At 43.3% G+C, this 23,312-nt stretch carries 21 protein-coding genes; 14 read left to right on the top strand and 7 right to left on the bottom strand.

From position 1 onward, the window contains the following. Window positions 1–4 precede the first annotated feature (4 nt). The 8 genes from C9J03_RS02525 to C9J03_RS02490 all read left to right on the top strand — a co-directional run bounded on the left by C9J03_RS02525 (window position 5) and on the right by C9J03_RS02490 (window position 8,121). Window positions 5–514 (top strand): cytochrome c-type biogenesis protein, encoded by a 510-nt coding sequence (locus tag C9J03_RS02525; RefSeq protein ID WP_107291660.1) that lies wholly within the window; start codon window positions 5–7, stop codon window positions 512–514. After that, a complete protein-coding gene (ccmI, locus tag C9J03_RS02520) occupies window positions 514–1,722 on the top strand; it encodes a c-type cytochrome biogenesis protein CcmI (RefSeq protein WP_039467459.1) in 1,209 nt (402 codons plus the stop codon). The genes C9J03_RS02525 and ccmI overlap by 1 nt, the downstream gene beginning before the upstream one ends. A gap of 465 nt (window positions 1,723–2,187) precedes the next feature. Continuing rightward, window positions 2,188–2,955: an MlaA family lipoprotein gene (locus tag C9J03_RS02515; protein ID WP_044624593.1), complete on the top strand. Its 768-nt coding sequence runs from the start codon at window positions 2,188–2,190 to the stop codon at window positions 2,953–2,955. Between the two features lie 78 nt (window positions 2,956–3,033). Beyond that, complete coding sequence (locus C9J03_RS02510; protein WP_052829828.1) at window positions 3,034–4,233, top strand: CDP-glycerol glycerophosphotransferase family protein; 1,200 nt, start codon at window positions 3,034–3,036, stop codon at window positions 4,231–4,233. 23 nt (window positions 4,234–4,256) lie between these two features. Next, a complete protein-coding gene (locus C9J03_RS02505; RefSeq protein ID WP_044623972.1) occupies window positions 4,257–5,672 on the top strand; it encodes a glycosyltransferase in 1,416 nt (471 codons plus the stop codon). 15 nt (window positions 5,673–5,687) lie between these two features. After that, window positions 5,688–6,908, top strand: a complete 1,221-nt coding sequence (locus tag C9J03_RS02500) for a CDP-glycerol glycerophosphotransferase family protein (RefSeq protein ID WP_107291654.1) — start codon at window positions 5,688–5,690, stop codon at window positions 6,906–6,908. 6 nt (window positions 6,909–6,914) lie between these two features. Further along, window positions 6,915–7,310, top strand: a complete 396-nt coding sequence (locus C9J03_RS02495; RefSeq protein WP_044623971.1) for an FAD synthase family protein — start codon at window positions 6,915–6,917, stop codon at window positions 7,308–7,310. 7 nt (window positions 7,311–7,317) lie between these two features. Then, window positions 7,318–8,121, top strand: a complete 804-nt coding sequence (locus C9J03_RS02490) for a hypothetical protein (RefSeq protein ID WP_044623970.1) — start codon at window positions 7,318–7,320, stop codon at window positions 8,119–8,121. Here the strand turns inward: C9J03_RS02490 and C9J03_RS02485 are convergent. After that, window positions 8,090–9,247 (bottom strand): CDP-glycerol glycerophosphotransferase family protein, encoded by a 1,158-nt coding sequence (locus tag C9J03_RS02485; protein ID WP_044623969.1) that lies wholly within the window; start codon window positions 9,245–9,247, stop codon window positions 8,090–8,092. The two genes, C9J03_RS02490 and C9J03_RS02485, sit on opposite strands and share 32 nt — an antisense overlap. Window positions 9,248–9,322: 75 nt before the next feature. Here C9J03_RS02485 and C9J03_RS02480 point away from each other — a divergent pair, with 75 nt between their 5' ends. Continuing rightward, window positions 9,323–10,246 carry an NAD-dependent epimerase/dehydratase family protein gene (locus C9J03_RS02480; RefSeq protein WP_231580740.1) on the top strand — a complete coding sequence of 308 codons (924 nt, stop codon included), beginning with the start codon at window positions 9,323–9,325 and terminating at the stop codon, window positions 10,244–10,246. Between the two features lie 54 nt (window positions 10,247–10,300). Here C9J03_RS02480 and C9J03_RS02475 read toward each other — a convergent pair whose 3' ends face one another. Then, window positions 10,301–12,208 (bottom strand): polysaccharide biosynthesis protein, encoded by a 1,908-nt coding sequence (locus C9J03_RS02475; RefSeq protein ID WP_044623967.1) that lies wholly within the window; start codon window positions 12,206–12,208, stop codon window positions 10,301–10,303. A gap of 171 nt (window positions 12,209–12,379) precedes the next feature. Here C9J03_RS02475 and C9J03_RS02470 point away from each other — a divergent pair, with 171 nt between their 5' ends. From C9J03_RS02470 to C9J03_RS02460, 3 genes are read left to right on the top strand one after another with little or no spacing between them, the layout of a single operon-like run. After that, window positions 12,380–12,952 carry a sugar transferase gene (locus tag C9J03_RS02470; protein ID WP_044623966.1) on the top strand — a complete coding sequence of 191 codons (573 nt, stop codon included), beginning with the start codon at window positions 12,380–12,382 and terminating at the stop codon, window positions 12,950–12,952. Window positions 12,953–12,969: 17 nt separating this feature from the next. Then, the gene (locus C9J03_RS02465) at window positions 12,970–13,515 is read left to right on the top strand and encodes an elongation factor P hydroxylase (protein WP_044623965.1); all 546 of its coding nucleotides are present in this window, start codon (window positions 12,970–12,972) and stop codon (window positions 13,513–13,515) included. A gap of 8 nt (window positions 13,516–13,523) precedes the next feature. Then, window positions 13,524–13,790: a YfcL family protein gene (locus C9J03_RS02460; protein ID WP_039467497.1), complete on the top strand. Its 267-nt coding sequence runs from the start codon at window positions 13,524–13,526 to the stop codon at window positions 13,788–13,790. A gap of 103 nt (window positions 13,791–13,893) precedes the next feature. Here the strand turns inward: C9J03_RS02460 and C9J03_RS02455 are convergent, their stop codons facing one another. The 5 genes from C9J03_RS02455 to C9J03_RS02435 form a co-directional block, all read right to left on the bottom strand. Then, the gene (locus C9J03_RS02455; RefSeq protein ID WP_044623964.1) at window positions 13,894–14,109 is read right to left on the bottom strand and encodes a hypothetical protein; all 216 of its coding nucleotides are present in this window, start codon (window positions 14,107–14,109) and stop codon (window positions 13,894–13,896) included. Window positions 14,110–14,772: 663 nt separating this feature from the next. Next, a complete protein-coding gene (locus C9J03_RS02450) occupies window positions 14,773–17,019 on the bottom strand; it encodes a YjbH domain-containing protein (protein WP_082060661.1) in 2,247 nt (748 codons plus the stop codon). Then, a complete protein-coding gene (locus C9J03_RS02445; protein ID WP_044623963.1) occupies window positions 17,019–17,918 on the bottom strand; it encodes a capsule biosynthesis GfcC family protein in 900 nt (299 codons plus the stop codon). The genes C9J03_RS02450 and C9J03_RS02445 overlap by 1 nt, the downstream gene beginning before the upstream one ends. 11 nt (window positions 17,919–17,929) lie before the next feature. Next, window positions 17,930–18,679: a YjbF family lipoprotein gene (locus tag C9J03_RS02440; protein WP_044623962.1), complete on the bottom strand. Its 750-nt coding sequence runs from the start codon at window positions 18,677–18,679 to the stop codon at window positions 17,930–17,932. 179 nt (window positions 18,680–18,858) lie between these two features. Then, a complete protein-coding gene (locus C9J03_RS02435) occupies window positions 18,859–19,158 on the bottom strand; it encodes a hypothetical protein (RefSeq protein ID WP_044623961.1) in 300 nt (99 codons plus the stop codon). Window positions 19,159–19,929: 771 nt separating this feature from the next. Here C9J03_RS02435 and C9J03_RS02430 point away from each other — a divergent pair. Together C9J03_RS02430 and C9J03_RS02425 are read left to right on the top strand one after the other, a co-directional pair. Next, entirely contained in the window at window positions 19,930–21,060 is a 1,131-nt protein-coding gene (locus C9J03_RS02430; RefSeq protein ID WP_044623960.1) for a polysaccharide export protein, read from the top strand. 30 nt (window positions 21,061–21,090) lie between these two features. Further along, the gene (locus C9J03_RS02425) at window positions 21,091–23,253 is read left to right on the top strand and encodes a polysaccharide biosynthesis tyrosine autokinase (RefSeq protein WP_044623959.1); all 2,163 of its coding nucleotides are present in this window, start codon (window positions 21,091–21,093) and stop codon (window positions 23,251–23,253) included. Window positions 23,254–23,312: the final 59 nt, after the last annotated feature.

Genomic DNA, 23,312 nt, shown 5'->3' with positions numbered 1-23,312 from the left:
CGCGATGGCTATGGTGCTGACCGGTGCCGCTTTGGTTACCGCGCCGGCACCGGCGCTGGCGTCGATTGATGTTTACGAGTTCGATTCTCCGCAGCAGGAGAAGGACTTCCAGGAGCTGGCTGCCACGCTGCGCTGCCCTAAGTGTCAGAACAACAACATTGCTGATTCGAATGCGGCCTTGGCGCAGGATATGCGCCAGAAAACCTACGAGCTGCTGCAGGAAGGCAAGAGCAAGCAGGATGTTGTGGATTACATGATTGCCCGCTACGGCAACTTTGTGACATACAACCCGCCTGTGATGGCATCAACCCTGATCCTGTGGCTTGGCCCGCTGTTCTTTATCGTTGTCGGCTTTACCATCTTGGTGATGCGTTCGCGAAAAAGTACGGAAAAAGTGACTAACTCAGAGTTGGACACGCAAGAGCAAGCCCGTTTGCAGGCACTGATGGCCGAAATGGGTACCGAGGCCGACGAAGCCTCTTCGCAGACAAACCAAGACGGTAAGGTGAAATAATGACGATGTTTTGGGTAATTTCCGCCCTCTTGGTGCTGGTTGCGATGGTCATTTTTGTCGTGCCTATGTACAAAGGCAAAGAGCAGGATGAAGTGGCAAGCCGCGATGAGCTGAACAAAGCGTTCTTCAAAGATCGCATGGACGAGCTGAAGGAAGAAAGCAGCGAAGGGCTGGTCGAAAATAAAGACGAGCTGGTGGTTGAGCTTCAGCAGTCATTGCTCGACGATGTTCCTGCCGGTACTGAACAGAAGAAAACGCCGGTAAGCACCGCAATGCTTATTCCGGGGTTGATTGTGTTGGTTGGTGTTAGCTTTGGCATGTACATGAAGGTCGGTAGCTTGGATAAAGTCCAGGCTTGGAATGACACGGTTGCCCGCCTGCCGGAGCTGTCCCAGCGCCTGATGGACGAGTCTAACCCGCTCAGCGATCAGGAAATGGATGACTTGACACTGGCACTGCGTACCCGCCTGCACAGCGAGCCCAACGATGCGACCGGCTGGTTGCTGCTAGGCCGCATCGGCATGGCCAACCGCGATGCTGAAACGGCCCAGGATGCGATGGCTCGCGCTTACCGCCTTGACCCAAGCAACCCGGAAGTGATGCTGAGCTATGGCCAGACCCTGATGATGATTGGCGATCCAGCGCAGAGCGAGCGTGCTCGTCTGCTGCTTCGCAGCGTCCTGCGTGTCGATCACACCAACATTCGTGCCCTGTCGCTATTGGCATTTGATGCCTTTGAAGCTGGCAACTTCCAGCAGGCCATCAACTACTGGAACATGATGAAGCAGGTGATCGGTGCCGATGATCCGCGTGCTGACATGCTTGATCGCAGTATTGCCCGTGCCCAGTCTCAGCTGGAGCGCAGCAACAACACTGCCACATCGGTGTCGGTAACGGTTGAGCTGGATCCGAACGTGGAGTTGCCGGAGCAAGGCTTGGTGATCATCTCGGTTCATTCAGCAGACGGTGCACCGATGCCGGTGGCCGCACGCCGCGTACCGCTGTCGTCGTTCCCGATCAGCCTGACATTGGACGACAATGACAGCATGATCCCTGAGCGCCCGATGACCTCGCTGCAGGACATGATCATCAAGGCCCGTATCGACACCGACGGTAATGTCACTACCCGTAAAGGCGACTGGTACGGCCAAAGCGACATCATTCCGTTAGGTGGCTCGACAAATGTCGTGATAAACACAAAATATTAATAAAATCGGCCACTTGACGTGGTAGAGATGAAGCAGGCCAGATACTATTAGTATCTGGCCTGTTATTTTTTGGGCTATAAACAAAAGAGTATCGCAAAATTGTTAGCGATGCTTTTTTACTGGATGCTTAATCAGCTAGCACAAAAGTGCTAGATGTTTGAGTTCGCTGATATTACCATTTAGCGCGTTTTAGCCAGATATGCCATGGATACAACATTGAACAAACACCTACTCGCTATCGCGATTTCATTGACACTGACAGCGTGTGCCCAGTCGCCTGCGGAGCAATCATCACCGGATGTGACGCTTGTTGAGCCGTCAGCCTCCGCGGTGGAGCAAGGGGGAGACCTCGCGGCTCTCGATACGGATGCTGTCGATATAGATGCTGTCGATACAGATGCTGTCGATACAGATGCTGCAGGCGGTGTCGGAGATAGCGAGAGTGTCACGGCCCAAGCCGACGGTATTGAAGGATTCGGCGATGACGATGAAGACTATGACGACGATCTCGCCGCCGTGCTGGAAGAAGTCGAGCAGGGTGGTGGGGAGTATTCGGTACCGGGTGTGTATGATCCGTTCGAAGGCTTCAACCGCGCGATGTGGAACTTGAACTACGACTACTTGGACCCTTATTTGGCCAGGCCGATCTCACTGGCGTACGTCGACTACACGCCTTCATTCATCCGGACGGGGATCAGGAACTTCCTGGCCAACCTCGATGAGCCAGCCAGCATGGTCAACAGTGCCCTGATGCTCAACGGCGAAGAGGCCGTGCGCCATTTCAACCGTTTTTGGATCAACTCCACCTTTGGTTTGCTCGGCTTGATCGACATCGCCTCCGCGGCGGATATTCGCAAGCCGGTCGACAAACAGTTCGGTGACACTCTGGGTAAATACGGCGTCTCCAACGGCCCTTATTTCATGTTCCCGGTTTACGGTCCGCTGACATTGCGCGAAGGTGCCGGTGATATTGTAGACGGATTGTACTTGCCATTAAGTGCGTTGAACTTCTGGCAGAGCTTGGGTAAGTGGGCGTTTGAAGGGATGGAAGACCGGGCGGCACTGGTCAAGCAAGAAGCTATCCTGAAGGACTCGCCAGATGCCTACATCTTCACCCGTGATGCCTACATCCAGAACAAAAACTTCCGCGCCAGTGGCGGCAACGTCGAGCTGCCAGAGCAGCAAGACGACGCGTATCTGGATGATTTTATGGATGAGATTGATGGGCAGTGATAACTGCTGCTATACAAGCAAATCATAGGTAGTTATAATTAAAAAAGCTGTACTTTAAAAATGGAATACTAATATTAAATGTCTGAATTTCTAACACTTATTAACTCTTTTGCAGTTATTTTCCTGCTTTATATATTTCGGCGTAGAATTAAAATACTAATTGCAAAGAAGTCATACTCTTACTTTAAAAAGTTACCGGTAAATGGCAAAAGAGCCATTTTCTCTAGCTTTTCAGGCAAGGCTTTTAGTGATAGCCCAAAGTATTTATACCTTGAGTGCCAGCAAAAATACCCTGACATAGAGTGTATCTGGGTTGTGGATGATTTGAATATAGAGATCCCTGGTAACGCCACTAAAGTAAAAAACATGAGCTTTAAGCATTTTTACTATATGGCGACATCAAAGTACTGGATCTTTAATGCAAGAATTCCAGCAATGTTTACCAAGCGAGAAGAGCATGTCTATTTGCAAACATGGCATGGCACACCTTTAAAAAAACTTGGCTTGGATATGGATGTTGCTTATTTTGCCACAGCCAACTATAAGCATAACTTTTATAAAAATGCGCAAAGATGGGATTATCTTGTTTCTGCAAATAGTTTTTCCTCAAAGGTTTTTCCGTCTGCATTTGGTGTAGATAAAGACATAATCCTAGAGTATGGTTATCCAAGGAATGATATTCTAATTAATCATACTGAAAACGACATTGCTAAGATTAAAAAAGATCTTAAGCTTGACGATACTAAAAAAGTAATTCTCTACTGTCCAACTTGGAGAGACGATCAGAAGAAAGCATCTAAGGATTATGGCTTTAACTTGAAAATGGATCTCAAAAGCCTAAAAGATAAGTTTGGTAGCGACGCTGTCATTCTGCTGAGAATGCATTATCTAATTGCAGAAAATATCGATCTTACTGGTGTTGAGGATTTTGCTTTTGATGTGTCTAACTACCCAGACATCCAAGAGCTATACATTATTTCTGATGTAATGATAACGGATTATTCGTCAACAATGTTTGACTATTCAATCTTGAAAAAGCCAGTGATACTTTATACATATGATCTTGATAAATATAAAGATGTATTGCGTGGCTTTTATTTTGACTTGTTAGAGCTTAGCCCTGGCCCTATTGTTATTGAGCAATCAGAGCTAGAAAATAAAATAGAGAAAGGACTCAGCGGAGAGCTGAATTACAACGAAGCCTTTTATAATAAGTTTTGTTTGACTGATAAAGGAACAGCTTCTCAGTCTATTCTAGAAAAGCTTTTTTTAAATTAAGTAAACAGTGTGAGACCATTACGATGAAAAAAGTTGTTATGTTAACAAATGTATTACCCGAGAAGCCTGGCGGGCGTACAAAGGATATCTATAAAAAGGCAAAGCTTTTTTCAGAGAATGGTTACAAGGTAAAGATTCTGTCTTGCTCTGAAATGTATCAGATAGAAAATAGCCTATCTAACGCAATCAGTTTGTCAGAACATGACCCATCAAATACTGTGTATCAAATATATAGTGATTTAAGAAAGGAAGATTCAAAAAAATACAGGAAGAATATTAAGAAATTCATTCCTTTTTTCATTAAAATAAAAGAAGAAAAGAGTGTTACTGATGGCCGAGTAATTAGTAACACTTTTTCTAATAAGTATTTCACTATCAAATACGATTATTGTGATGAAGGGCGAGTCATTAGAAAGGTTGTAAATAAGAATAATAAAAAAACAACGCAGGTTATTTTCGATAAGTATTACAACAAAGATGGAACAGTATTTTTAAATAAGCTTTGCTCCGTAGGCGAACCATTAATTATCTATAACAATGGCCGTTATAAAAGCAAAAGATTTAAATCAGTATCACAACTAAAAGCTTTTTGGCTTAATGAACAGTTCAAGGGCTATTCAAATATAATTGCTTCCGCAAGAAAACTTGATGGAATTTATTTGGAAGCTATAAAAAAGGATGTTAACAGAGAAAGGAATTATTTCTTTTGGTACCACAGTACTCATTTAGATGTAAGTGGCATTATGCGAAAGGAATATGACAAGTCATTACACAGCCATCAGGAAAATATTAAATACCTGACGCTAACAAATCAGCAAAAGAATGATATTGTTACCTCTTATGATATTAGTCCTGATAATATATTAGTTTTGCCTTTTGGAAAAGTTGGTAGCATTGAAACAAATGAAGATGCAATGAATGTTGTATCAATTGTATCGCGGTTCTCACCTGAAAAAAATATTGATTTCGCGATACGGGCATTCGATCGTTTTTATAAGACCAATGATAATTTCACTCTGGAAATATGGGGGCATGGTGAAAATGAAAGAGATTATAATAAGTTAATAGAGTCTCTTGGCGCTCATGATTATATTAAGATCAAAGGCCCAACAAATAAGCCTTTGTCAGTAATGGCCAAGTCAAAGGTAATTTTGAGCACATCAAAAATTGGTGGTCTTGAAAATACAATTATTGAAGCTATTTCTGTTGGATGCCCAGTTGCGGCTTTGCCTTATAGGTATGGACCGAAAGATATAATAACCCCAGGAATAAGCGGATATATCTCTGATGATTTTACTGAAGACGGTTTTGTTAATGTATTAACCAAATGTGTAAAAATATTAGATGAATATACCAGGGAAGATGTTTCAAATACACTGCGCTCTACTGATGAAAAGAGGAAATTAGAGATGAAGCAGTGGGAATTAAACTTAAAATAGATTTAGTGTGACGCTTTGAAACGATTAAAAAATAAAGTTAAAGTAGCATTGTCTAAAAGTAATGGTTTAGACTTGCTATTTAAGTATTTAACTATAAACATAGTTCGTGTTTTGTTTTTTATTAAGCATGGAAGAAAGAAGGTTACGCCAAACAAGATAATCTTTGAGTGCTTTCAAGGAAAGTCAATTGCAGACTCTCCTTTTGCTATATATAAAAAGATGGTATCTTTGGCCAATAATTTTGAATTTGTTTGGGTCGTAAATTCTGAGCCCAATGATAGATTAAATAGAATAGTAGCTGATAGTAATATTAAGCTTGTTCAATTTGGCACAAAAGAATACGATCATGAATATGCAACTGCGGCCTTTTGGATCACAAACTGCCGTCTTCCCTTCCGATTTGTAAAACGAAAAGGGCAAAAGTACGTGCAATGCTGGCATGGCACACCGCTGAAACGCTTGGGGCTGGATGTTAAGGCAAGCGCTTATGCTACTTCAAGCTTGAAAGGGATGTATTTCAGCTATTTAGCTGACTCTAAGCGATACGATCATTTCATTTCACCCAGTGAGTATGCCTCTGAGTGTTTTTGCTCCAGCTTTGGTATTGAGCCAGGTAAAATAATTGAGCAAGGTTATCCCCGCAATGATGTGCTTACTAACGATGTGGACAATGCCGAAAAACTGGATGCTATCAGACAATCGCTTGGTATTGAGCCTGGCAAAAAAGTAATCCTGTATGCTCCAACATGGCGTGATAACCAATATTCAAAAGAAACTGGGGGCTTTTATTTTGACAACCCTCTTGAGACTGAACATTTTTTGTCCTCCTTTGATGACAGTTACGTGTTCCTATTTCGTGGCCATTATTTTTCTGACTCTCACAAAACACAAAGTCGTTTTGTTGATGTCTCAACCTATAATGATGTAAATGATTTGTATCTCATATCAGATGCATTGATAACCGATTATTCAAGTGTGTTTTTTGATTATGCAATTCTCAACCGTCCCATCTTTTTTTACATGTATGATAGGGCAGTTTATGAGAAAGATGTCAGAGGTTTTTACATTGACATTGATCAAGACCTGCCGGGCCCCATTTTTTATGATAGTCATTCCTTAGCGGATGCGTTAAAATCGTTGAAAACTGTGAGTCATAAGCCCTTCAATGAAAGGTTTAATCCTTATGAAGATGGTTGCTCTACAGATAGAGTTATAGAAAAAATACTTAAGGGTTAGATACTTATGTCAAAGCGCGTTATCACTTTTGGTACTTTTGATATCTTCCATGTTGGTCATATCAACATCCTTGAACGCTGCGCATCGCTGGGTGATACGTTGATTGTAGGTGTCTCGAGTGATGATCTGAACTTTAGCAAGAAAGATCGTTATCCAGTTTACGACCAAGAAAGTCGCATCAAAATTGTCCAGTCACTAAAATTTGTAGATGAAGTGTTCGTTGAACATTCTCTGGAGAAAAAGCGCGAGTATATTGAGTTTTTTAAGGCTGATATTCTTGCAATGGGTGATGATTGGGAAGGTAAATTTGATGAATTCAAAGATATCTGTGAAGTGATCTATTTCCCAAGAACACCGTCTATTTCTACAACTGAAATTATTGAAATCACTAAGAACATTTAATTAAACCATGCTGTTGTTTAATAAATTTAAAATTGCTGTTGCTCGCACAACAGCTTTTTTTTCTGTTTTATATTCTCTCTATTCGTTTTTTAGAAAGGATGCTTCTGTTGAGGTAAATAAGCTTTCATTTTATATATTTGCCAGCAAGTATATCAATATGATAGTGATGTTTATTCCTATCAAGCTTCTTTTTATCTTGTCGGGTGCAAAAAATATTTCTTTTTTGTTCGATATTGAACAAAAGCTGGGAAGAAATACGTATATTGCGTTACTGGTTTGTATCGTTATTGTGTTGTATATTTTTGATATGGTTGCAAAAATATATAAGGGTAAATTAACGAATCAACAGAAAGATAAAATTGAAAATAAAAAGTACTCTTTTCGTGGTAAGGATATTTCACAAAAAATTGTGCAACGGACCTATTCCCCTTATTGCCAAATGATATCTGACTTTTTAGTATTGGCTGCATCTATTTTCGTCTTCCTTGTCCTTAGTCCTCACTATGCTGTTTACTATGTTTGTGTGGTTGTTAGCTATTTTCTGTTACTTGAATATTTGCTGTTCTCTCCTCATCAGACAAGACTGCTTAAAAAGCTAAACTTGGATAACAACCAGTTTATTCAAGTTTGTAATGGTATTCTGTATCTGATTTTCTTCTTGGGAATTGTTGCGGTTCTGTTTGTTAAGTCAATCCACATCCTTGTGGCTATTTTGATACTGTTAGTTGCTCGTATTTCTACAACCTCATTGCGTACAGTATTCACCTCGCAAAAAGCGCTCAGAAGAGATTTTTTTGTAAATCATGAATGATAAATTGGCTAACATCTAATTTTGTTTTATCGAAATTAATTTTGTTAGCCATTTCTTTTTCTACCGGTTCCAACGCGCTTAGCAACTCATCCTGCTTAGTAATCATGTTTCCCCATGTCATCTGGTTGTAATCATGTGAAAACCCAACATGCTCGCAATATTCATGTTGATCATAAGGTAAAAAACCAACAGGTTTCCCCAGCATGGCAAAATCACAGAAAATACTCGAGTAATCAGTAATCAACCCATCAAATTGATCAAGGTGTTCGGTGATATCTTCGGCTTTACCTGAGTCGAGATTCACTACATGGCTGCTACAATACGTTGAGAGGTCGACTTCAAATTTCGGATGGAGTCTAAGGAAAATAACAGTATTGGCCTGTATCAGTTTCTGATTAAGAGTTTCTTTGTCAAAATCATCAAATGGAAATAATTTAACGTCGCTATAGGGACGCCAGGTAGGGCTATAAAGGATGAATGTAGTATCTTTATCTTTTCTGTGGCTATCTATGAAGTCAGACTTTCCTGAAGACATAGAGTCAAGGCGCGGTTGTCTCGCAACTAAGACTTGCTTTTGGTCGACACCAAATGCCTTGCCAATATACTCGGCAAAAAAATCCGACGGGCTCAGGTAGTAGCTAATATTAGTGCTCATAAGTTTGTAATAGAGCTTTTTCAACAGGCTAGCAGACTGGTCCATCAATCCAATGTTTTTTATTGGTGTGCCATGCCCTAGTTGGATAACTAAGCGGTTATGTTTCATTAACAGCCCGCTGATAGGGGCGTCCATGGTGCTCATAACCCAGCAGCAAGCCCGTAAGATGTAGACTTTCTGTTTTATCCCTTTAGTGGTAATAAAGTACTGGCCATATTCATCATTAAGCTTCTGTCTTTTATTATCATCATTAATGATGAACTTAACTTCATACCCTTTCTTTTCAAAGTCGTCTTTATGATTCAGAAACAAATACTTTGAATTGAATGTGAAATCTTTATTGACGGTGGAGTTAAAGATAATTCTTTTTTTTCTTTTTCCAGCAATAAAAAAAATGGACAGAATAAAACCAGAGGCCGCGTCGACAAGGCGTTGAAATAGAAATTTATTTTTGTTGCTAATTGACCACATAGAAACCACCAAGACATCTTGATGTGCTAATATAGCACAGATTCGTTTTTATTGAGAGAGTTGTCTTTGAAAAGGGTGTTAGTAACCGGTGCGAATGGATTTATCGGTAAACAGTTGGTCGCAGCTTTAGAGCATGATTATCGAGTAACCGCTTCTGTTCGTGACAACGTTGAAGCTGGCTCCAATACATTTTCTAAAACTACAGAGATAGTCTCTACAGGGAATATTTCTGACAAAACGTATTGGGATAAAGCATTAGCAGGTGTAGATACGGTTATTCACCTTGCTGCGAGGGCACATGTCTTGGCAGATACTGCGGTGTCACCGCTCGAAGCATTCATGGAAACCAATTGTAAGGCCACGCTCAGGTTATTTCGTGATGCCGTAGAGCATGGGGTGAGTCGATTTGTTTTTGTCAGCAGTATTGGTGTCAATGGCAATGTAACCCAAGGTGCACCATTTACTGAGCAGCTGCAGCCCAACCCTGTTTCCGATTATGCCATCTCAAAATATGAGGCCGAGCAGCAACTTGTGTCAGCAGCCAAGGAATCTGCTATCGAACTTGTTATTGTACGGCCTGCACTGGTATATGGTAAAAATGCGCCAGGTAATATTGCGAGATTAGCCAAGTTAACTTCTGCCCTACCATTACTTCCTTTTGGCTTGGTAGATAATCGAAAAAGTTTCATTTCGCTCAAAAACCTGGTGTCGCTGTTGGTACTTTGTGTTTCTCATCCGGCTGCTGCTAATCAAGTGTTTCTTGCGGCAGACACAGAAACAATCTCGACTAAGCAATTAATCGACACGCTCGCGAATGTTGCTGGTCGCAAAGTCATCCAGGTGCCTGTGCCTGTCGGCTTAATGCGCAGCGTTGCCAGGTTGCTTGGTAAGGGAGCCCTCGCGAGTCAATTGTTGGACGATCTTGTTGTCGACAACACCAAGGCAAGAGAGCGTCTGGGCTGGAAGCCAGAGGAAGATCTACAGTCTACGCTAGAATAAAGCTGAGCAGGTGCATAACCAATAACTGTGTTTATGCACCTGATATTGTTAAAGCTACAGTTTTAGTTCTGTATACTGATTAAACAAATGGTCATAGATCTCTCCATCAGGCCGGTATCCTGTTGGTGTATTGAGAAGTATGTTACGTACTTTTTGAAGATCGGTAGTATGGCAGGCTTCATCGAGTTGCTCTAACACGGCTTCCATTTCCGGCCAGCTCAGTTTCTCTTCTTTGGCCGTCATAATTTTCGGGTGTGTTGTGCCTGTAACGTTTTCGCCAATCAGTAACTCTTCATAGAGTTTTTCACCAGGTCGCAGACCTGTATAACGAATCTCGATATCACCATCACACTTTTCATTCTTCTTTTCCGTTAAGCCCATTAGCTGAATCATGCGTTTGGCAAGATCAAGGATCTTTACGGGCTCATTCATATCCAGGACAAAAACCTGACCATTGTGCCCAATTGCTCCAGCCTGGATAACTAACTGTGCCGCTTCTGGGATTAACATGAAATAGCGGGTGATGTCAGGGTGAGTAACAGTCACTGGGCCGCCTTTCTTGATCTGTTCGCGAAATAGCGGCACAACAGAGCCCGAGGAGCCAAGGACGTTACCAAAGCGTACCATGGTGAAAGTTGTCCCTGATTGCTTGCCGGCTAAGGCCTGCAGAACCAGTTCAGCCATTCGCTTGCTGGCGCCCATCACATTCGTTGGGCGTACCGCCTTGTCGGTCGAGATCAGAACAAAATTGCTTACCCCCGTATCCATCGCCGCTTCAGCGGTGAATAAGGTGCCAAAGATGTTATTGCGTATACCTTCGATAGTATTGTGCTCGACGATAGGCACATGCTTATAAGCCGCTGCATGATAAACGGTGTCGATATGGTAGTTGGCCATCAAATTCTGCAGGCGGTTTTTGTGTTGTACCGAGCCGAGCGCAGCAATGATCGGGATATTCTGCTTGGTGAATTTGATAAATTGCTGCAACTCGCGTTCGATGTTGTACAGATTGTATTCGTTCAATTCGAACAGAAGTAGCAGCTTGGGCTTTCGTTTAATAATTTGTCGACAAAGTTCAGAGCCAATGGAGCCACCTGCGCCAGTCACCATAACGGCTTTAGATTCTATACAGGCTTTCATCAGCTCTTCTTGTGGAGCGACACTGTCCCTGCCAAGAAGGTCTGCAACATCGAGATCCTTGATTTCAGTCAGGCTCGATTTCCCTGAGGCAATATCTTCCACAGAAGGAACGGATTGTATTTCAATCGGCCAATGGGAAAGTTTTTCTAGGATTCTTAAGCGTTCGCCTTTGCTGATATTATTTATTGCTAACAGTAACTTAACAGGTCGGTATAGGCTATTGAGTGTTTCAAACTCGCTACTGTGGTACACCTTTAGGCCATAAATGATGTTGCCGCATTTTAGGCGGTTGTCATCTAGCATTGCTACCGGATGGTATTCAGACCCTTGGCGAAGCGCGTAAGCTAACTCGCGACCGGTCGAACCGGCCCCATAGATAAGCACATGGGGTTTTCCCTTTCTGTAGTACCGATCGAAATACATTCTAATGAGTACCCTGGGTGCCCCCAAGAGCAGCACGGCTAATCCAGCATAGATTGCTGGCACACTCCGGTGAATATAGGAGTGTGTATAGAAGCTTGAAATGGCTAACGCAAAGGCAGAAAGGATAACGGCGAGGGCTATATGTCCTAAGGCGGGTACAATCATATACCGCAAAACAGCACGATACAGCCCTAGCTTAGCAAAGACGAGCAGTGTCACTACTATGGTTAGGGTAAAGCTGGTTAATTCTTCGGGGCCAAAAGGGATGGTCATTTTGCCGGTGCGCAGGACAATAGCAAAATATAGCGCGGCAGAAATTGCAATAATGTCATAGCAAACGGTGACAACGCGCTTTGTGATCCGTTTCGCGCTGAATAGAGTTAATACTGGTTGAAACATGATTGACACCCTGAAGATAGTCTGTTCATTCTAAACGCTAAATTAGTGACTATCTAGTCGTTCAGTAAGTGGTTTGCACCTGTTGGCGAAATTATGGTCTACGTGGGTGCTTGCACTAGCTTCCCGTCATCCCTTAGACTTGCCTCTTCAGATTTTATAGGGACCAGTTAGATGCAATCGAGTCTATACCGGGTATTGGATTTTTCTCTCGCTTTATGCGGGCTGATCTTCCTATCTCCGGTGTTTGTTGTGGTGTACCTGCTTGGCAAGCGCGATACCGGGCAGCCGATTTTCCGCCAAGAGCGGGTAGGTAGGCACCAGAAGCCTTTTACCTTGGTGAAGTTCCGTACCATGCCGGTTGAAACCGCATCGGTGGCGACGCATTTGGTTGATGCCAGTTCGGTGACCAAGCTGGGTGCTTTCTTGCGCAAAACCAAGCTCGATGAGCTGCCTCAGCTGATCAATGTGGTGAAAGGCGAGATGAGCCTAGTCGGCCCGCGTCCGTGCCTGTTCAACCAAACTGAATTGATTGAAGCGCGTCAGCAGCGTGGGGTGCTAAACGTCCTGCCGGGGATCACCGGCTTGGCCCAGATCAACGGGGTCGATATGTCGACACCGGCCAAACTGGCCGAGATGGACAAAGAGATGATCCAGACATTCAACCTCAAGGCATATTTTGCCTATATCCTGCAAACGGCTATCGGCCGTGGTGCGGGTGACAGGATCAAAAGCGGTAACTCCTAATTTCGTGTAACGAGAAGATGCAACACCATAACGACGATATTATTGCGATTTTCAATCGCTGCTTTTTAGACAGTTACAACACCGAACTGATCCTTGGCGGTGATGAGCCTATCTATCTGCCTGCCGATGACGCTAACCCTCACCACCGTGTGATATTCGCTCGCGGTTACTTTGCCTCGGCGCTGCATGAGATTGCCCATTGGTGCATTGCGGGCCCTGTGCGTCGCCGATTGGAGGATTACGGTTACTGGTATGAACCGGATGGTCGCACTGCAGAGGTACAGGCGGAATTCGAAAAGGTTGAGGTGAAACCCCAGGCACTGGAGTGGATCCTGGCTACCAGCTGCGGTTTTCGCTTTCAGGTTAGCTGTGATAACCTGAGCGGCGATTGTGAACCCGACCGGGTGGGGTTTACCAACAAGGTACGTGCGCAAGTGTTGCAGTATCTTGAGCAAGGGATTCCCGATAGGGCCAAGCAGCTGTCGGAGGCATTGCGAGAGTACTACCAAATCCCGCCGCTTAAGCCGGGGCAGTTCCCTGTCTTAACGTACGATAACGATTAGAGAAAGTGATGATCCAGCAATACGAAGAAAAGTTGTTAACCCTGATTGATCTGATGGTCGAAACGGCCTCGGACGATGAACTATTTGCCGGCGGTTACTTACGCGGGCACATTTCGCTATCGGCCGCTAACTGCGAGCTGGAAGGCGAATCGAGCATTGATGCGATGGATGCCAAAGTGGAAGCCAGTATGGCGGAGGCCCAGTCGGAGCTTAACCCGGCTGATCAGCTGATTGTGCGAGAAATGTGGCAGCAGCTTCAGCTTCAGGCGAAATAAGCTGCGCATTGACCTGTACATAAATCGCTATAAAAAAATCGGCACTTAGGTGCCGATTTTTTTTGTGTTTAGTCTACGAAACCACTCATTTAGGGCATCGCTTTTAGCTATTCGTACTCAAATACTTCCGTTTGTAGTCCGACGAGCGGGCAAATACGAAGGTTGGCAACACAACAAACAGCAGACCAGCAGCAAAATTAAGGTTTTCATTTGCCAGTAATTGATAGCAGCTGATAATAAATACCGCGAGTACAATCAACAAATTAGCGTAATGAATATATGGGTGATTCATCGAAAAGCGTGCATATGCCCTGAACATGCTCGTTTCCTCTTCTAAAGTCTTAAGCGTCAAAAAATGTTTTTTCTAATAATTTGCTGTCAATATATTGACAATCTTGTTATTAACTTATGATAGCTGATATTCGTCATTGTTGTTTGGCACTGAAAATTTTTTACGTGCAATGTCACAATAATGAGACTAAGCATGAAAATTATGAGTAAAAAAATACGCATCACAGTGAATATAAGATTTTTAATCAATCACTTACACTAACTCTGTACTAGGGTGATTTGTTAGTTTTTGTTGATATTCATGTAGGCTAACTTGTACTTTTCATGTGTCGGGAAGTTAAAATGTCGGGAAATAAGGCCTTTTATCGCTGTGACTTTTTATCCCGCGACAGCAAATTGACGCAGGCCCAAGCTTATATCGAGAACAGGTATTCTATGTCTCAAAATCAGCGTTAATGACAGCGTAGTGTCTCAGTACAATCCTTGGTATTGAAAAGTCCAATAACCACACTGAAATAGCCGCTCTCCACAAGCAGAACAATAGGCCCAGCTATTTGCACAACCTAGTTTCATGCGAGTCATTGTTAGTCCCTTTATAAAAGAAAACCCCACTCAAAAAGCTGAGTGAGGTTTAGTGCTTTAATCAGGCTTTACAATCCTTCAGGACCACAGTCCCACAGGACCGCTCTTCCTAGTTCACCGCTTTCTTGCCGTACCACGGTGAGCGTGCATCGGTCACACTGTACAGCTCGTACTTGCGGTTGAGCATTTGGCCGCCATCACGGGTCAGTGGTAGCCACGAAATCGTCGCCCGGTTGGTGCTCGGTTTCACCGTCATCACATCAAACGGAATGGAGAGGTAGAAGCCCTTGTTGTAGCTGCCCTCGCCAAACTCATCGGCCGAGAGGTTGGTCTGGGCGATAAAGGCCCCGGCGATCACCCCGCTGTCGAACTGTTTGGAGAAGTCGACCGTTACCCCGTAGTCTTCCGTCAGGTACTGACCGGCACTGACCTTGAACAGGGTATTCGGCAACCATTCCCACTGCGGCTGGTAGTACAGGGTGGCATGACCAGTTGGCGCACCGGTCTGTACCCGGTAGTTGCGGTTGGTAATAGGGTCGTACTGGACTTCTTCGGTGAAGAAACCGAACTGGCTATCCGGATCACGCTGGACGACATAGTTCAAATCGACACCCAAGGCCCAGTTGCTGTTTTGTGGGCGGTATAGCACCTCACCACCGACGCCTCCGAACATCATTTCCAGATAACCGCCGTACGCCTGGGCATACCAGTTTTCACCGAGGCGATCCATCCAGGTCAGCTGGAGGTTATCCATCCGCACCGGGTTATCATTGATGTACTGGCGCACCAGGGTACGGACACGCTTCAGGTCGGTACCATCCGGCGGCACGTCATAGAGGAACTTGTCGTAGTTATCGTAGATGTTGAAGTAGACCGAGCCGCCCAGCTCGAAGTTATCACTCAGCCAGTAGTTGGCCCCGGCAGTCACACCGATATTGAACAGGTAGAAGTTTTCCGAGCCCCCGATAGACTGCTGCCAGACCGGTGCAAAGTTGATGTCCCAGTTTTTGTTGGACTTGGCGTACAGCTGGCCTTGCGGCTCTGTAGGTTCACCCACGGTGGTCGCATCGCTCACTTGCGGGTCGAAGTACTCGACATTGGCCACTTTGGCAAACTGCTCAGGATCGAAGACCGTTTCGGTCACAGGCTGGCGATTGGCCGTTTCGATGATCGTGTAGCGCTCAACATCTAGGTTTTGGTTAGCAAGGATGGTCCCCGCACGCTGGTGCGCCTCATCGCGGTCGCGGTATTTGGTTTGCGGTGCCACCACGGTAATGGATTTGTCATCGGCATACAGGCGAGGATCTTCATACCCGGCGAGTTGGTGTAAATCCTGCGCAAGTTGTTCCCACTCTTGGCTGGTCAGCTCATCAGTGGATTTCTTATCATCACCGGATTGTGGCTGATAGTCAGGCGCAGGGTTGTTGTACCAGTTGGCCTTGAGGTCATTGAAATTGGTATTGAGGTTAAAGCCGAAGGTCCAGGTGGTACCTCGCTCATAACTCAGACGTAAATCCCCCCAGTTACCAAGTTTGTAGAGGGCACCATAGTTGATTTTGCTGTCTTGTGGCATTTCTATAGCACCACGGGTAACGGGATAATCACTTCGATAATCATTTGCATCATATTCGACTTTGAGTCGAAGCGGTGCCCACGGACTCTGGTATTCCACACCACCGAACACAGCACTACAGCCGGTAAACCAACGATCGAAGTCAACACTACCTCCGTTACCTCTATAATCGGTATTTCGGCCACAATCAGAACCTTCTGTTTTATCTCCACTTAGATTGCCGCTATTACCTATATAACCCCAGCCAACGCCTAAGGTGAAATCAAACGGACCGACGTGCTTACTGGCCGCGATGTATTCACCATCGAAGAGGCCTGTCCCTCCAAAGTCACGCACACCGATAGAAGTCTCGGGTAACCAGTAGCTTTCTTTAATTAAACGAATTTTAAAGTCAATGCCTTTATCTGTGTATTTATTATCACCACTGAAATCAGGGTCTTCACCATATAATACATCTGGAACGATCGTGTATCGTATTGTGGTTTCCAACCAAGGCATTAGCTGTAGAGAAACTGTGTAATGATGGTATTCGTCATTGTAGGTAGCCGCGACATTGATTTCACCTTCGCGCGCCACACGGCCAGAAGGCATTTGAATCAAGCCAACACCGCCAAAGTCAGTTTGAGAAGGGGTAAAGGTCGGATAGTCAAAGGCATCTGCCTGGGTTTGCGCTTGGGCATGAAAGACAGGCACTAACGCGAGAGCAATGGCAGAGAGCTTTAATCCTGATAGCGCTTGGCGAGAAGCTGGTTTTGAAAAGGTGTTGTTTACAGCAGGTTTCATTACAGCGCCTTATTCCTTAGCAAATTGATGATCTCATCGTTGAGATGTCGGTAGCCAGTCGGTAGGTTATCAAAACTCAAATAGACAATGGCACCCGGTGCAATATCCATGTGGCTTTTATTCCAGTAGGCAATGGGGTGCTGTTCGACAGTACCGTCAGGCTGTATCACGGTCGTAACACTGTTGTCACCATAAGCAGTAGAGCCCGCTTGCTTGAGGTATTTACTTGCACTGGTGCGTGGCTGCCATGGCTGTTTACCATTGTTTTCAATTGCGCCGAGCACCCAGACAGAATCAGGCCGAGATGGCACCACAAGCGTCAGTGGCTCTGAATACTGTTGTGCTGAAACCATTGGGTTGGAAGACTTATCAATTCGCACAAAGTCGTAATCAAGCGGTGTGAATACTCGTGCGCCAATGTTGTACTGGTCTATTTGCTCAGCTAGTTGCTGAAAACTCCCTTTTTCATCCACATCGACTAACTGCGCTGTTTTTTCTAGCTGGGTAACCACATGGGCTTTTTCCGGGTGAGGAAAGCCCTGGAATAGGCTGGCTCCGGTCCAGTAAATCGGCTGATTGGTTGCTGCGTTTGATACAGTTAATAGACTCAAATTGGCAACAGTGTCAGCGAGGACTTGCTCAAGACGGACGGCTTGGGTGTAGTTAAGCTGTAGATGCTCTGTTTGGCTACGGCTGTTAAATACCTGAACAGTAAAAGCGGATTCAACATTTACTGATGTGCTGTCGCTTGCAGAAGTATTTGCAAAGGCTATTGGCGAGCACATTAGAGCTGCAGAAAAGAGCAATGTTACCGCGTCAGATTTTGTGGTTGCTTTTGAGCCACCATTTGAACCAACTTTCAAGATAGCTTTTTGTAAGTATTGTAATTGATTAACCATTCTCGGATTCCCTATGCAAATGGCTTCAAAATGGTGAGCTCAATGTAAGGCAGGCTAGGTGCTGGCTTTTGACGAGTTTTAATCACTTGGCCATTACTGGGAGATAGCCAGTATTCGTTTTTATATGACAGGTTGAGTTTATCAACCGAGACGGTTTCCACGAAATAAAGGACGTCGACAGGTTGTTCATTGACTAAAATAACTTGTTTCCCCTGAGGGGCAAACTGTGAAAGAGCCTGATAACCATAGTGATAGCCAGGTTGCCAATCTAACGTGAATTGCCAAACAGTCGGAGTTTCTGGGTGATGTAAGCCCAAGGCTAAAGGATCGGCAAATGGACTTTCTACAGAGGTCAAATTGCCTTGAGGCAGATTGAGCGTTTTTACCAAGCGGCCAGCTTGAGTGACGAGCATTCCTTTATCCGAAGACAGCCATTTTAATTTTACGGGGCTGTTGGTCTTAATTTCATCTGGATTATTGTTAGCGCTTGGGCTTGAACCAAAGCGTAGATCCTGTTCAGCAAGAGCTAAAACCATAAAAGCTTGTGGTCCATCCTCGACACGGGCATAGAGGCTGGCATAGGGGAGTTGATGAATATCTGTGGCACTCTGTGAAGCGTCCTCTTCACCAAAAAAAGCCAGGCCCATGGTGTCATTAACATCTTTAAAATTTTGACTGCATCCTGTAAGCAGAGAAAGTGAAAGGGGGAGCGCAATGAGTGGAAACGAAGGCAAAAAATGCCTTAGGCGATGAAAGTCCATGTTGAAGTGTTACTCCCTAATAAAGTGCACTGACAGCAAACAAAATACAAAACACTAGTGTGAGAATAAAGAAAATAACCGCACAGATGTGCGGCTATGAGTTGGTGACTACTGAATACTTAAACCGCTACTGGACAGTTAATCAGATGCCGATCTAATAAATTCAGTAGCCAGACTTATTAGCCTTGCTGCGCTGAAACAGTTGTTGTATTACTGTTACCGCCAGAGCTTGCTGCTGCAACACCCGCAACCGCAACCGCAGAAGCAACGGCGACCGTTGTAGCGGTAATACCACCTGCCGCTGCCGCTGTAGCACCTGCAGTACCCGCGGCTGCACCGGTTGATGCGGTTGTTGCACCTGTAACTGAAGCTCCTGCACTTGAACCGCCGGCAGTACCTGCAGTAGCACCCGTTTCAGTGGCAGCAAATGCCGTGCTTGCCATCGATAGGGCGGCAAGTAGCGCTAATGTTTTTTTCATCCCATTCCCTTACTTGTAATTAATAGGTTATTAAAAGGTTTCATAAAAAAACCTAAAACAAGCATTAGTTGCTCTCTATGCAATAATATGGCGATTAACAGATTTCCGCAATGCATCTAGCTAATTGTCACAAAAGACTTTTCTCTTTTCTTAAACTCAGGAGTGTCAAAAAGAGAGCTTGTTCCCAAAAATAATGGATGAGCTTACTTATAAGAACATACCAAGGGTGATTTAGATGTGCTACATGGCCTATGGCGGTTTTATAATGTTTTTGAAAGGTTCTGAATGTGGATAAAAACATTAAAAAACAGCACCATAAAGGGGTTTATTTAAGAATTTCTGAAATTAAGCTACAAAATTCATATTCCTATCAAAAGTGATTCGTTGTAAAATGACTGACACTTTTTTATGGTCACCTCTCACCTGAGATGAAGAGAACGCTCAGAGCGGTATCTCTGGCCATTGAGTATAAAAAAGCTTCAAAATTGTTAATCTACGGTCATTGGGAACCACAACCTAAGGGCGGTAGCATGTCAAAATGCAAGCTAACAGCTGATAAGCCCTAACTCTTTCAGGTGCGTTTTCGTCGGTTTATTTGTCTTCGCATTAGTACAATCAGAAGGGACAAGTTCCCCACGGTAGTTGCGTAGTTGCGTAGAGTAAGGTTACTTGATTTCTTCCTATAGTCGGGTTACAGATACCAACTATTCCCTCATCTTTACACTGACCTTCTCATAGGTTGTTGTTTTAATTTTATACGTATAAACAAATATGCATTTCACTAAGAAGCTTCTAATCAGCACCATGGCGACGGCCATGCTAGCGGGTTGTACAGTGCCTGGTTCACATTTGAGTGTAGATGACAAAACTGTTGTCTCAACAGGTGATGAGCAAGAACTGTCACAGCAAATTAATGTCTACCCTCTTACTGCAAGTAAAGTAAATCAGTTTAAATCGCCAAGAGTATATTCCCAGACCAATGCAGCGCTTGATGCGGAAATTGCACGTTACCAATATCGAATCGGTCCTGGTGATATTTTGAATATCACTATTTGGGACCATCCTGAGTTGACAATCCCTGCTGGCTCTTACCGCAGCTCAACAGAGGCCGGTAACTGGGTACATGCTGATGGGAGCATTTTTTATCCTTATATCGGCTCGGTTAAAGTAGGTGGTAAAACAGTCACTGAAGTACGTAAGGAAATAGCTGAGCGGCTTGCTGCATACATTGAAAGTCCACAAGTGGATGTTAATGTAGCTTCTTTCCGCTCTCAAAAAACTTATGTTACGGGTGAAATAAACAAACCTGGACAGCAACCTATAACCAATGTACCGCTGACACTTCTTGATGCAATTAACTCTGCTGGTGGTTTGGCTGCAGATGCTGATTGGAGGAATGTGACATTGACACGTCAGGGCAACGAAGAAATTTTATCGTTATATGCCTTGATGCAGAGAGGTGATTTGACTCAGAATCGCTTGTTGCGACCAGGTGACATAGTGCATGTACCTCGTAATGATAATCAAAAAGTATTTGTGATGGGAGAGGTAAACGATCCTAAGTTGTTGAAAATAGATCGGGCTGGCATGAGTTTAACTGAGGCACTAAGTAATGTTGGTGGTATTAATCAGTTATCTGCAGACGCTACTGGAGTGTTTGTCATTCGTAGTAATAATAATTCTGAGCAAAATTCAGCAAAAGCTGATATATACCAATTAGACATCCAGGATGCTTCTGCACTTGTTATTGGAACTGAATTCGAACTTCAGCCTTATGATATCGTTTATGTTACTGCTGCTCCAATTACTAGGTGGAATCGTGTTGTATCTCAGTTAATACCAACAATAAGTGGGTTTAATGAATTAACTGAAGGTGTACTGCGGGTTAGAAATTGGCCATAGTCTTTGAAATAATTAAATGATCGAAAATTTATGAGTATTAACCCAAGTTTACAAAGTAAAAACAACCCCGATGAGATAGAGTTGGGGAAGATATTTGGAATATTAATAGATAATCGTTGGAGTATCATTGCAATCACTCTAATTTTTTGTGTTGCTGGTATTCTTTATGCAATGTTAAGTACTCCAATATATAAAGCGGATGCATTGATTCAAGTTGAAACCAAAAGCTCAGGTTTGCCAAGCCTAGGTGAAATGGGTGAATTGTTTTCGACCGAGTCATCATCAACTACAGAAGTTGAGATAATAAAATCTCGAATGATTTTGGGGGAAACAGTTGATAAACTTAATTTAACGACTGTTGTATCGCCAAAATTTATGCCAATAATCGGTAAGGGGATATCAAGGTTAAAAGGTGATTCTAGTTATATTGAAGTTTCTTATTTTGAAATGGAAAATAGTAAAGAGAATCTTTTAATAAGAATCGATGAAAATAACATCAATAAATTTCAACTATTATCTGAAGATGGAACAAAAATTCTTGAAGGAGAAGTAGGTAAATTAGCAAAAAGTAACGACGAAAATTTTAATATTTTAATTACTAAAATTGATGCTAGTGAAGGTGATTTATTTAAAATTAGTAAGCGTTCCAAACTCGATGCTATTCAATACTTACAAAGTAACTTGTTAATAACTGAGCGAGGGAAGCAGACAGGCATCCTGCAGCTAACTTTTACAGGTGAAAATAAGTCTGAAATTGAAAATATTCTGAATGATATAAGTAATAATTATTTCATACAAAATGTTGAAAGAAATTCAGAAGAGGCTGAAAACAGCCTTCAATTTTTAAGCAATCATCTTCCAGATATAAAAGCGCAGCTAACGAATGCCGAGGATGTGTTAAATCAATTCCGTCAAGATAACGAGTCAATTGACTTGGGTTTAGAAGCCAAGTCAACTTTAGACGTTATGGTTAAGCTGGAATCTCAATTAAATGAATTAACATTTAAAGAAAGTGAAATATCTCAAAGGTTTACTAAAGAGCATCCAGCGTATGTATCGCTTTTAGATAAAAGAAAAACGTTATTACATGAGAGAGAGCGACTAAATAGGCAGATTCAAAGACTACCAAAAACCCAGCGTGAAATTCTACGAATGACACGAGACGTTGAGGTTAATCAACAGATATATCTTCAATTACTTAGCAAAGTACAAGAGCTCAATATTGTAAAAGCAAGTACTGTTGGTAATGTACGAATTTTAGACTCAGCACAGGCTCATTCAGCACCAGTTGAACCAAGAAAGCCTTTAATTGTTGTATTGGCACTAATTATAGGCGCCATAACTTCTATTGGGGTTGCGTTTTTAAGAGCAGCTTTCAATCGCGGTGTAGAAAACCCTGATGAAATTGAAGCTATAGGTTTACCTGTTTATGCCAGCATACCGATGTCAGATTGGCAGGTTGAACTAGAGAAAAAGCAAAAAGGTAAAAAAGCTCTAAATGTAAATGATACTTTATTGGCTATTTCTAATCCTGCCGATTTATCTATTGAAGCATTGCGAAGTCTGCGTACAAGTTTGCATTTTGCTATGATGGAAGCAAAAAACAATGTTTTAATGATATCAGGCCCAAGCCCTGGTATTGGTAAGTCATTTGTATCCGCAAACATGGCTGCTGTTATAGCAAAATCAGGTCAAAAAGTTCTGGTTATAGATGCAGATATGCGCAAAGGTCGAATGGAAAAACAAATGGCAGTTGAGGCGAAACCAGGATTATCAAGCTATTTAAGTGGGCAGTTATCCATAGAGCAGTTAATAAAAAAACCTGGTGTTGAAGGTATGGATTTTATAGGGCGGGGTGATGTGCCACCAAACCCTTCAGAGTTGCTTATGCATCCTCGTTTTAAACAGTTGATGGATTGGGCGTCTGAAAACTATGATTTAGTGATCGTTGATACACCACCAATTTTGGCTGTCACTGACCCTGCAATTGTTGGAGCGCATGCCGGAACAACATTGATCGTTGGTAGGTTTGGTCAAAATGCCGTAAAAGAAATAGATATTGCTAAACAGCGCTTTGAGCAGAATGGAATCGAAGTTAAAGGGTTTATATTAAACGCCGTTGTACGAAAAGCAAGTAGCTATTATGGAGGTAATTATGGTTATTATAATTACAGCTATAGCGAATCGAAATGAGTAAACAATAAAATGGCGTCAGTTGACGCCATTTTTACAGATGCATTTATTTTAAAATG

The sequence above is a fragment of the Photobacterium gaetbulicola genome (assembly GCF_003025515.1).
Taxonomy (GTDB): Bacteria; Pseudomonadota; Gammaproteobacteria; order Enterobacterales; family Vibrionaceae; genus Photobacterium; species Photobacterium gaetbulicola.
This window is presented reverse-complemented; position numbering and strand designations above follow the sequence as displayed.

Coding starts and splice junctions, on each gene's coding strand:
- C9J03_RS02440 (WP_044623962.1), bottom strand. CDS start 18,679: ATGGACTTTCATCGCCTAAGGCATTTTTTGCCTTCGTTTCCACTCATT.
- C9J03_RS02485 (WP_044623969.1), bottom strand. CDS start 9,247: ATGTGGTCAATTAGCAACAAAAATAAATTTCTATTTCAACGCCTTGTC.
- C9J03_RS02450 (WP_082060661.1), bottom strand. CDS start 17,019: ATGAAACCTGCTGTAAACAACACCTTTTCAAAACCAGCTTCTCGCCAA.
- C9J03_RS02470 (WP_044623966.1), top strand. CDS start 12,380: ATGCAATCGAGTCTATACCGGGTATTGGATTTTTCTCTCGCTTTATGC.
- C9J03_RS02430 (WP_044623960.1), top strand. CDS start 19,930: ATGCATTTCACTAAGAAGCTTCTAATCAGCACCATGGCGACGGCCATG.
- C9J03_RS02465 (WP_044623965.1), top strand. CDS start 12,970: ATGCAACACCATAACGACGATATTATTGCGATTTTCAATCGCTGCTTT.
- C9J03_RS02525 (WP_107291660.1), top strand. CDS start 5: ATGGCTATGGTGCTGACCGGTGCCGCTTTGGTTACCGCGCCGGCACCG.
- C9J03_RS02435 (WP_044623961.1), bottom strand. CDS start 19,158: ATGAAAAAAACATTAGCGCTACTTGCCGCCCTATCGATGGCAAGCACG.
- C9J03_RS02455 (WP_044623964.1), bottom strand. CDS start 14,109: ATGTTCAGGGCATATGCACGCTTTTCGATGAATCACCCATATATTCAT.
- C9J03_RS02495 (WP_044623971.1), top strand. CDS start 6,915: ATGTCAAAGCGCGTTATCACTTTTGGTACTTTTGATATCTTCCATGTT.
- C9J03_RS02510 (WP_052829828.1), top strand. CDS start 3,034: ATGTCTGAATTTCTAACACTTATTAACTCTTTTGCAGTTATTTTCCTG.
- C9J03_RS02445 (WP_044623963.1), bottom strand. CDS start 17,918: ATGGTTAATCAATTACAATACTTACAAAAAGCTATCTTGAAAGTTGGT.
- C9J03_RS02475 (WP_044623967.1), bottom strand. CDS start 12,208: ATGTTTCAACCAGTATTAACTCTATTCAGCGCGAAACGGATCACAAAG.
- C9J03_RS02490 (WP_044623970.1), top strand. CDS start 7,318: ATGCTGTTGTTTAATAAATTTAAAATTGCTGTTGCTCGCACAACAGCT.
- C9J03_RS02460 (WP_039467497.1), top strand. CDS start 13,524: ATGATCCAGCAATACGAAGAAAAGTTGTTAACCCTGATTGATCTGATG.
- C9J03_RS02425 (WP_044623959.1), top strand. CDS start 21,091: ATGAGTATTAACCCAAGTTTACAAAGTAAAAACAACCCCGATGAGATA.
- ccmI (WP_039467459.1), top strand. CDS start 514: ATGACGATGTTTTGGGTAATTTCCGCCCTCTTGGTGCTGGTTGCGATG.
- C9J03_RS02505 (WP_044623972.1), top strand. CDS start 4,257: ATGAAAAAAGTTGTTATGTTAACAAATGTATTACCCGAGAAGCCTGGC.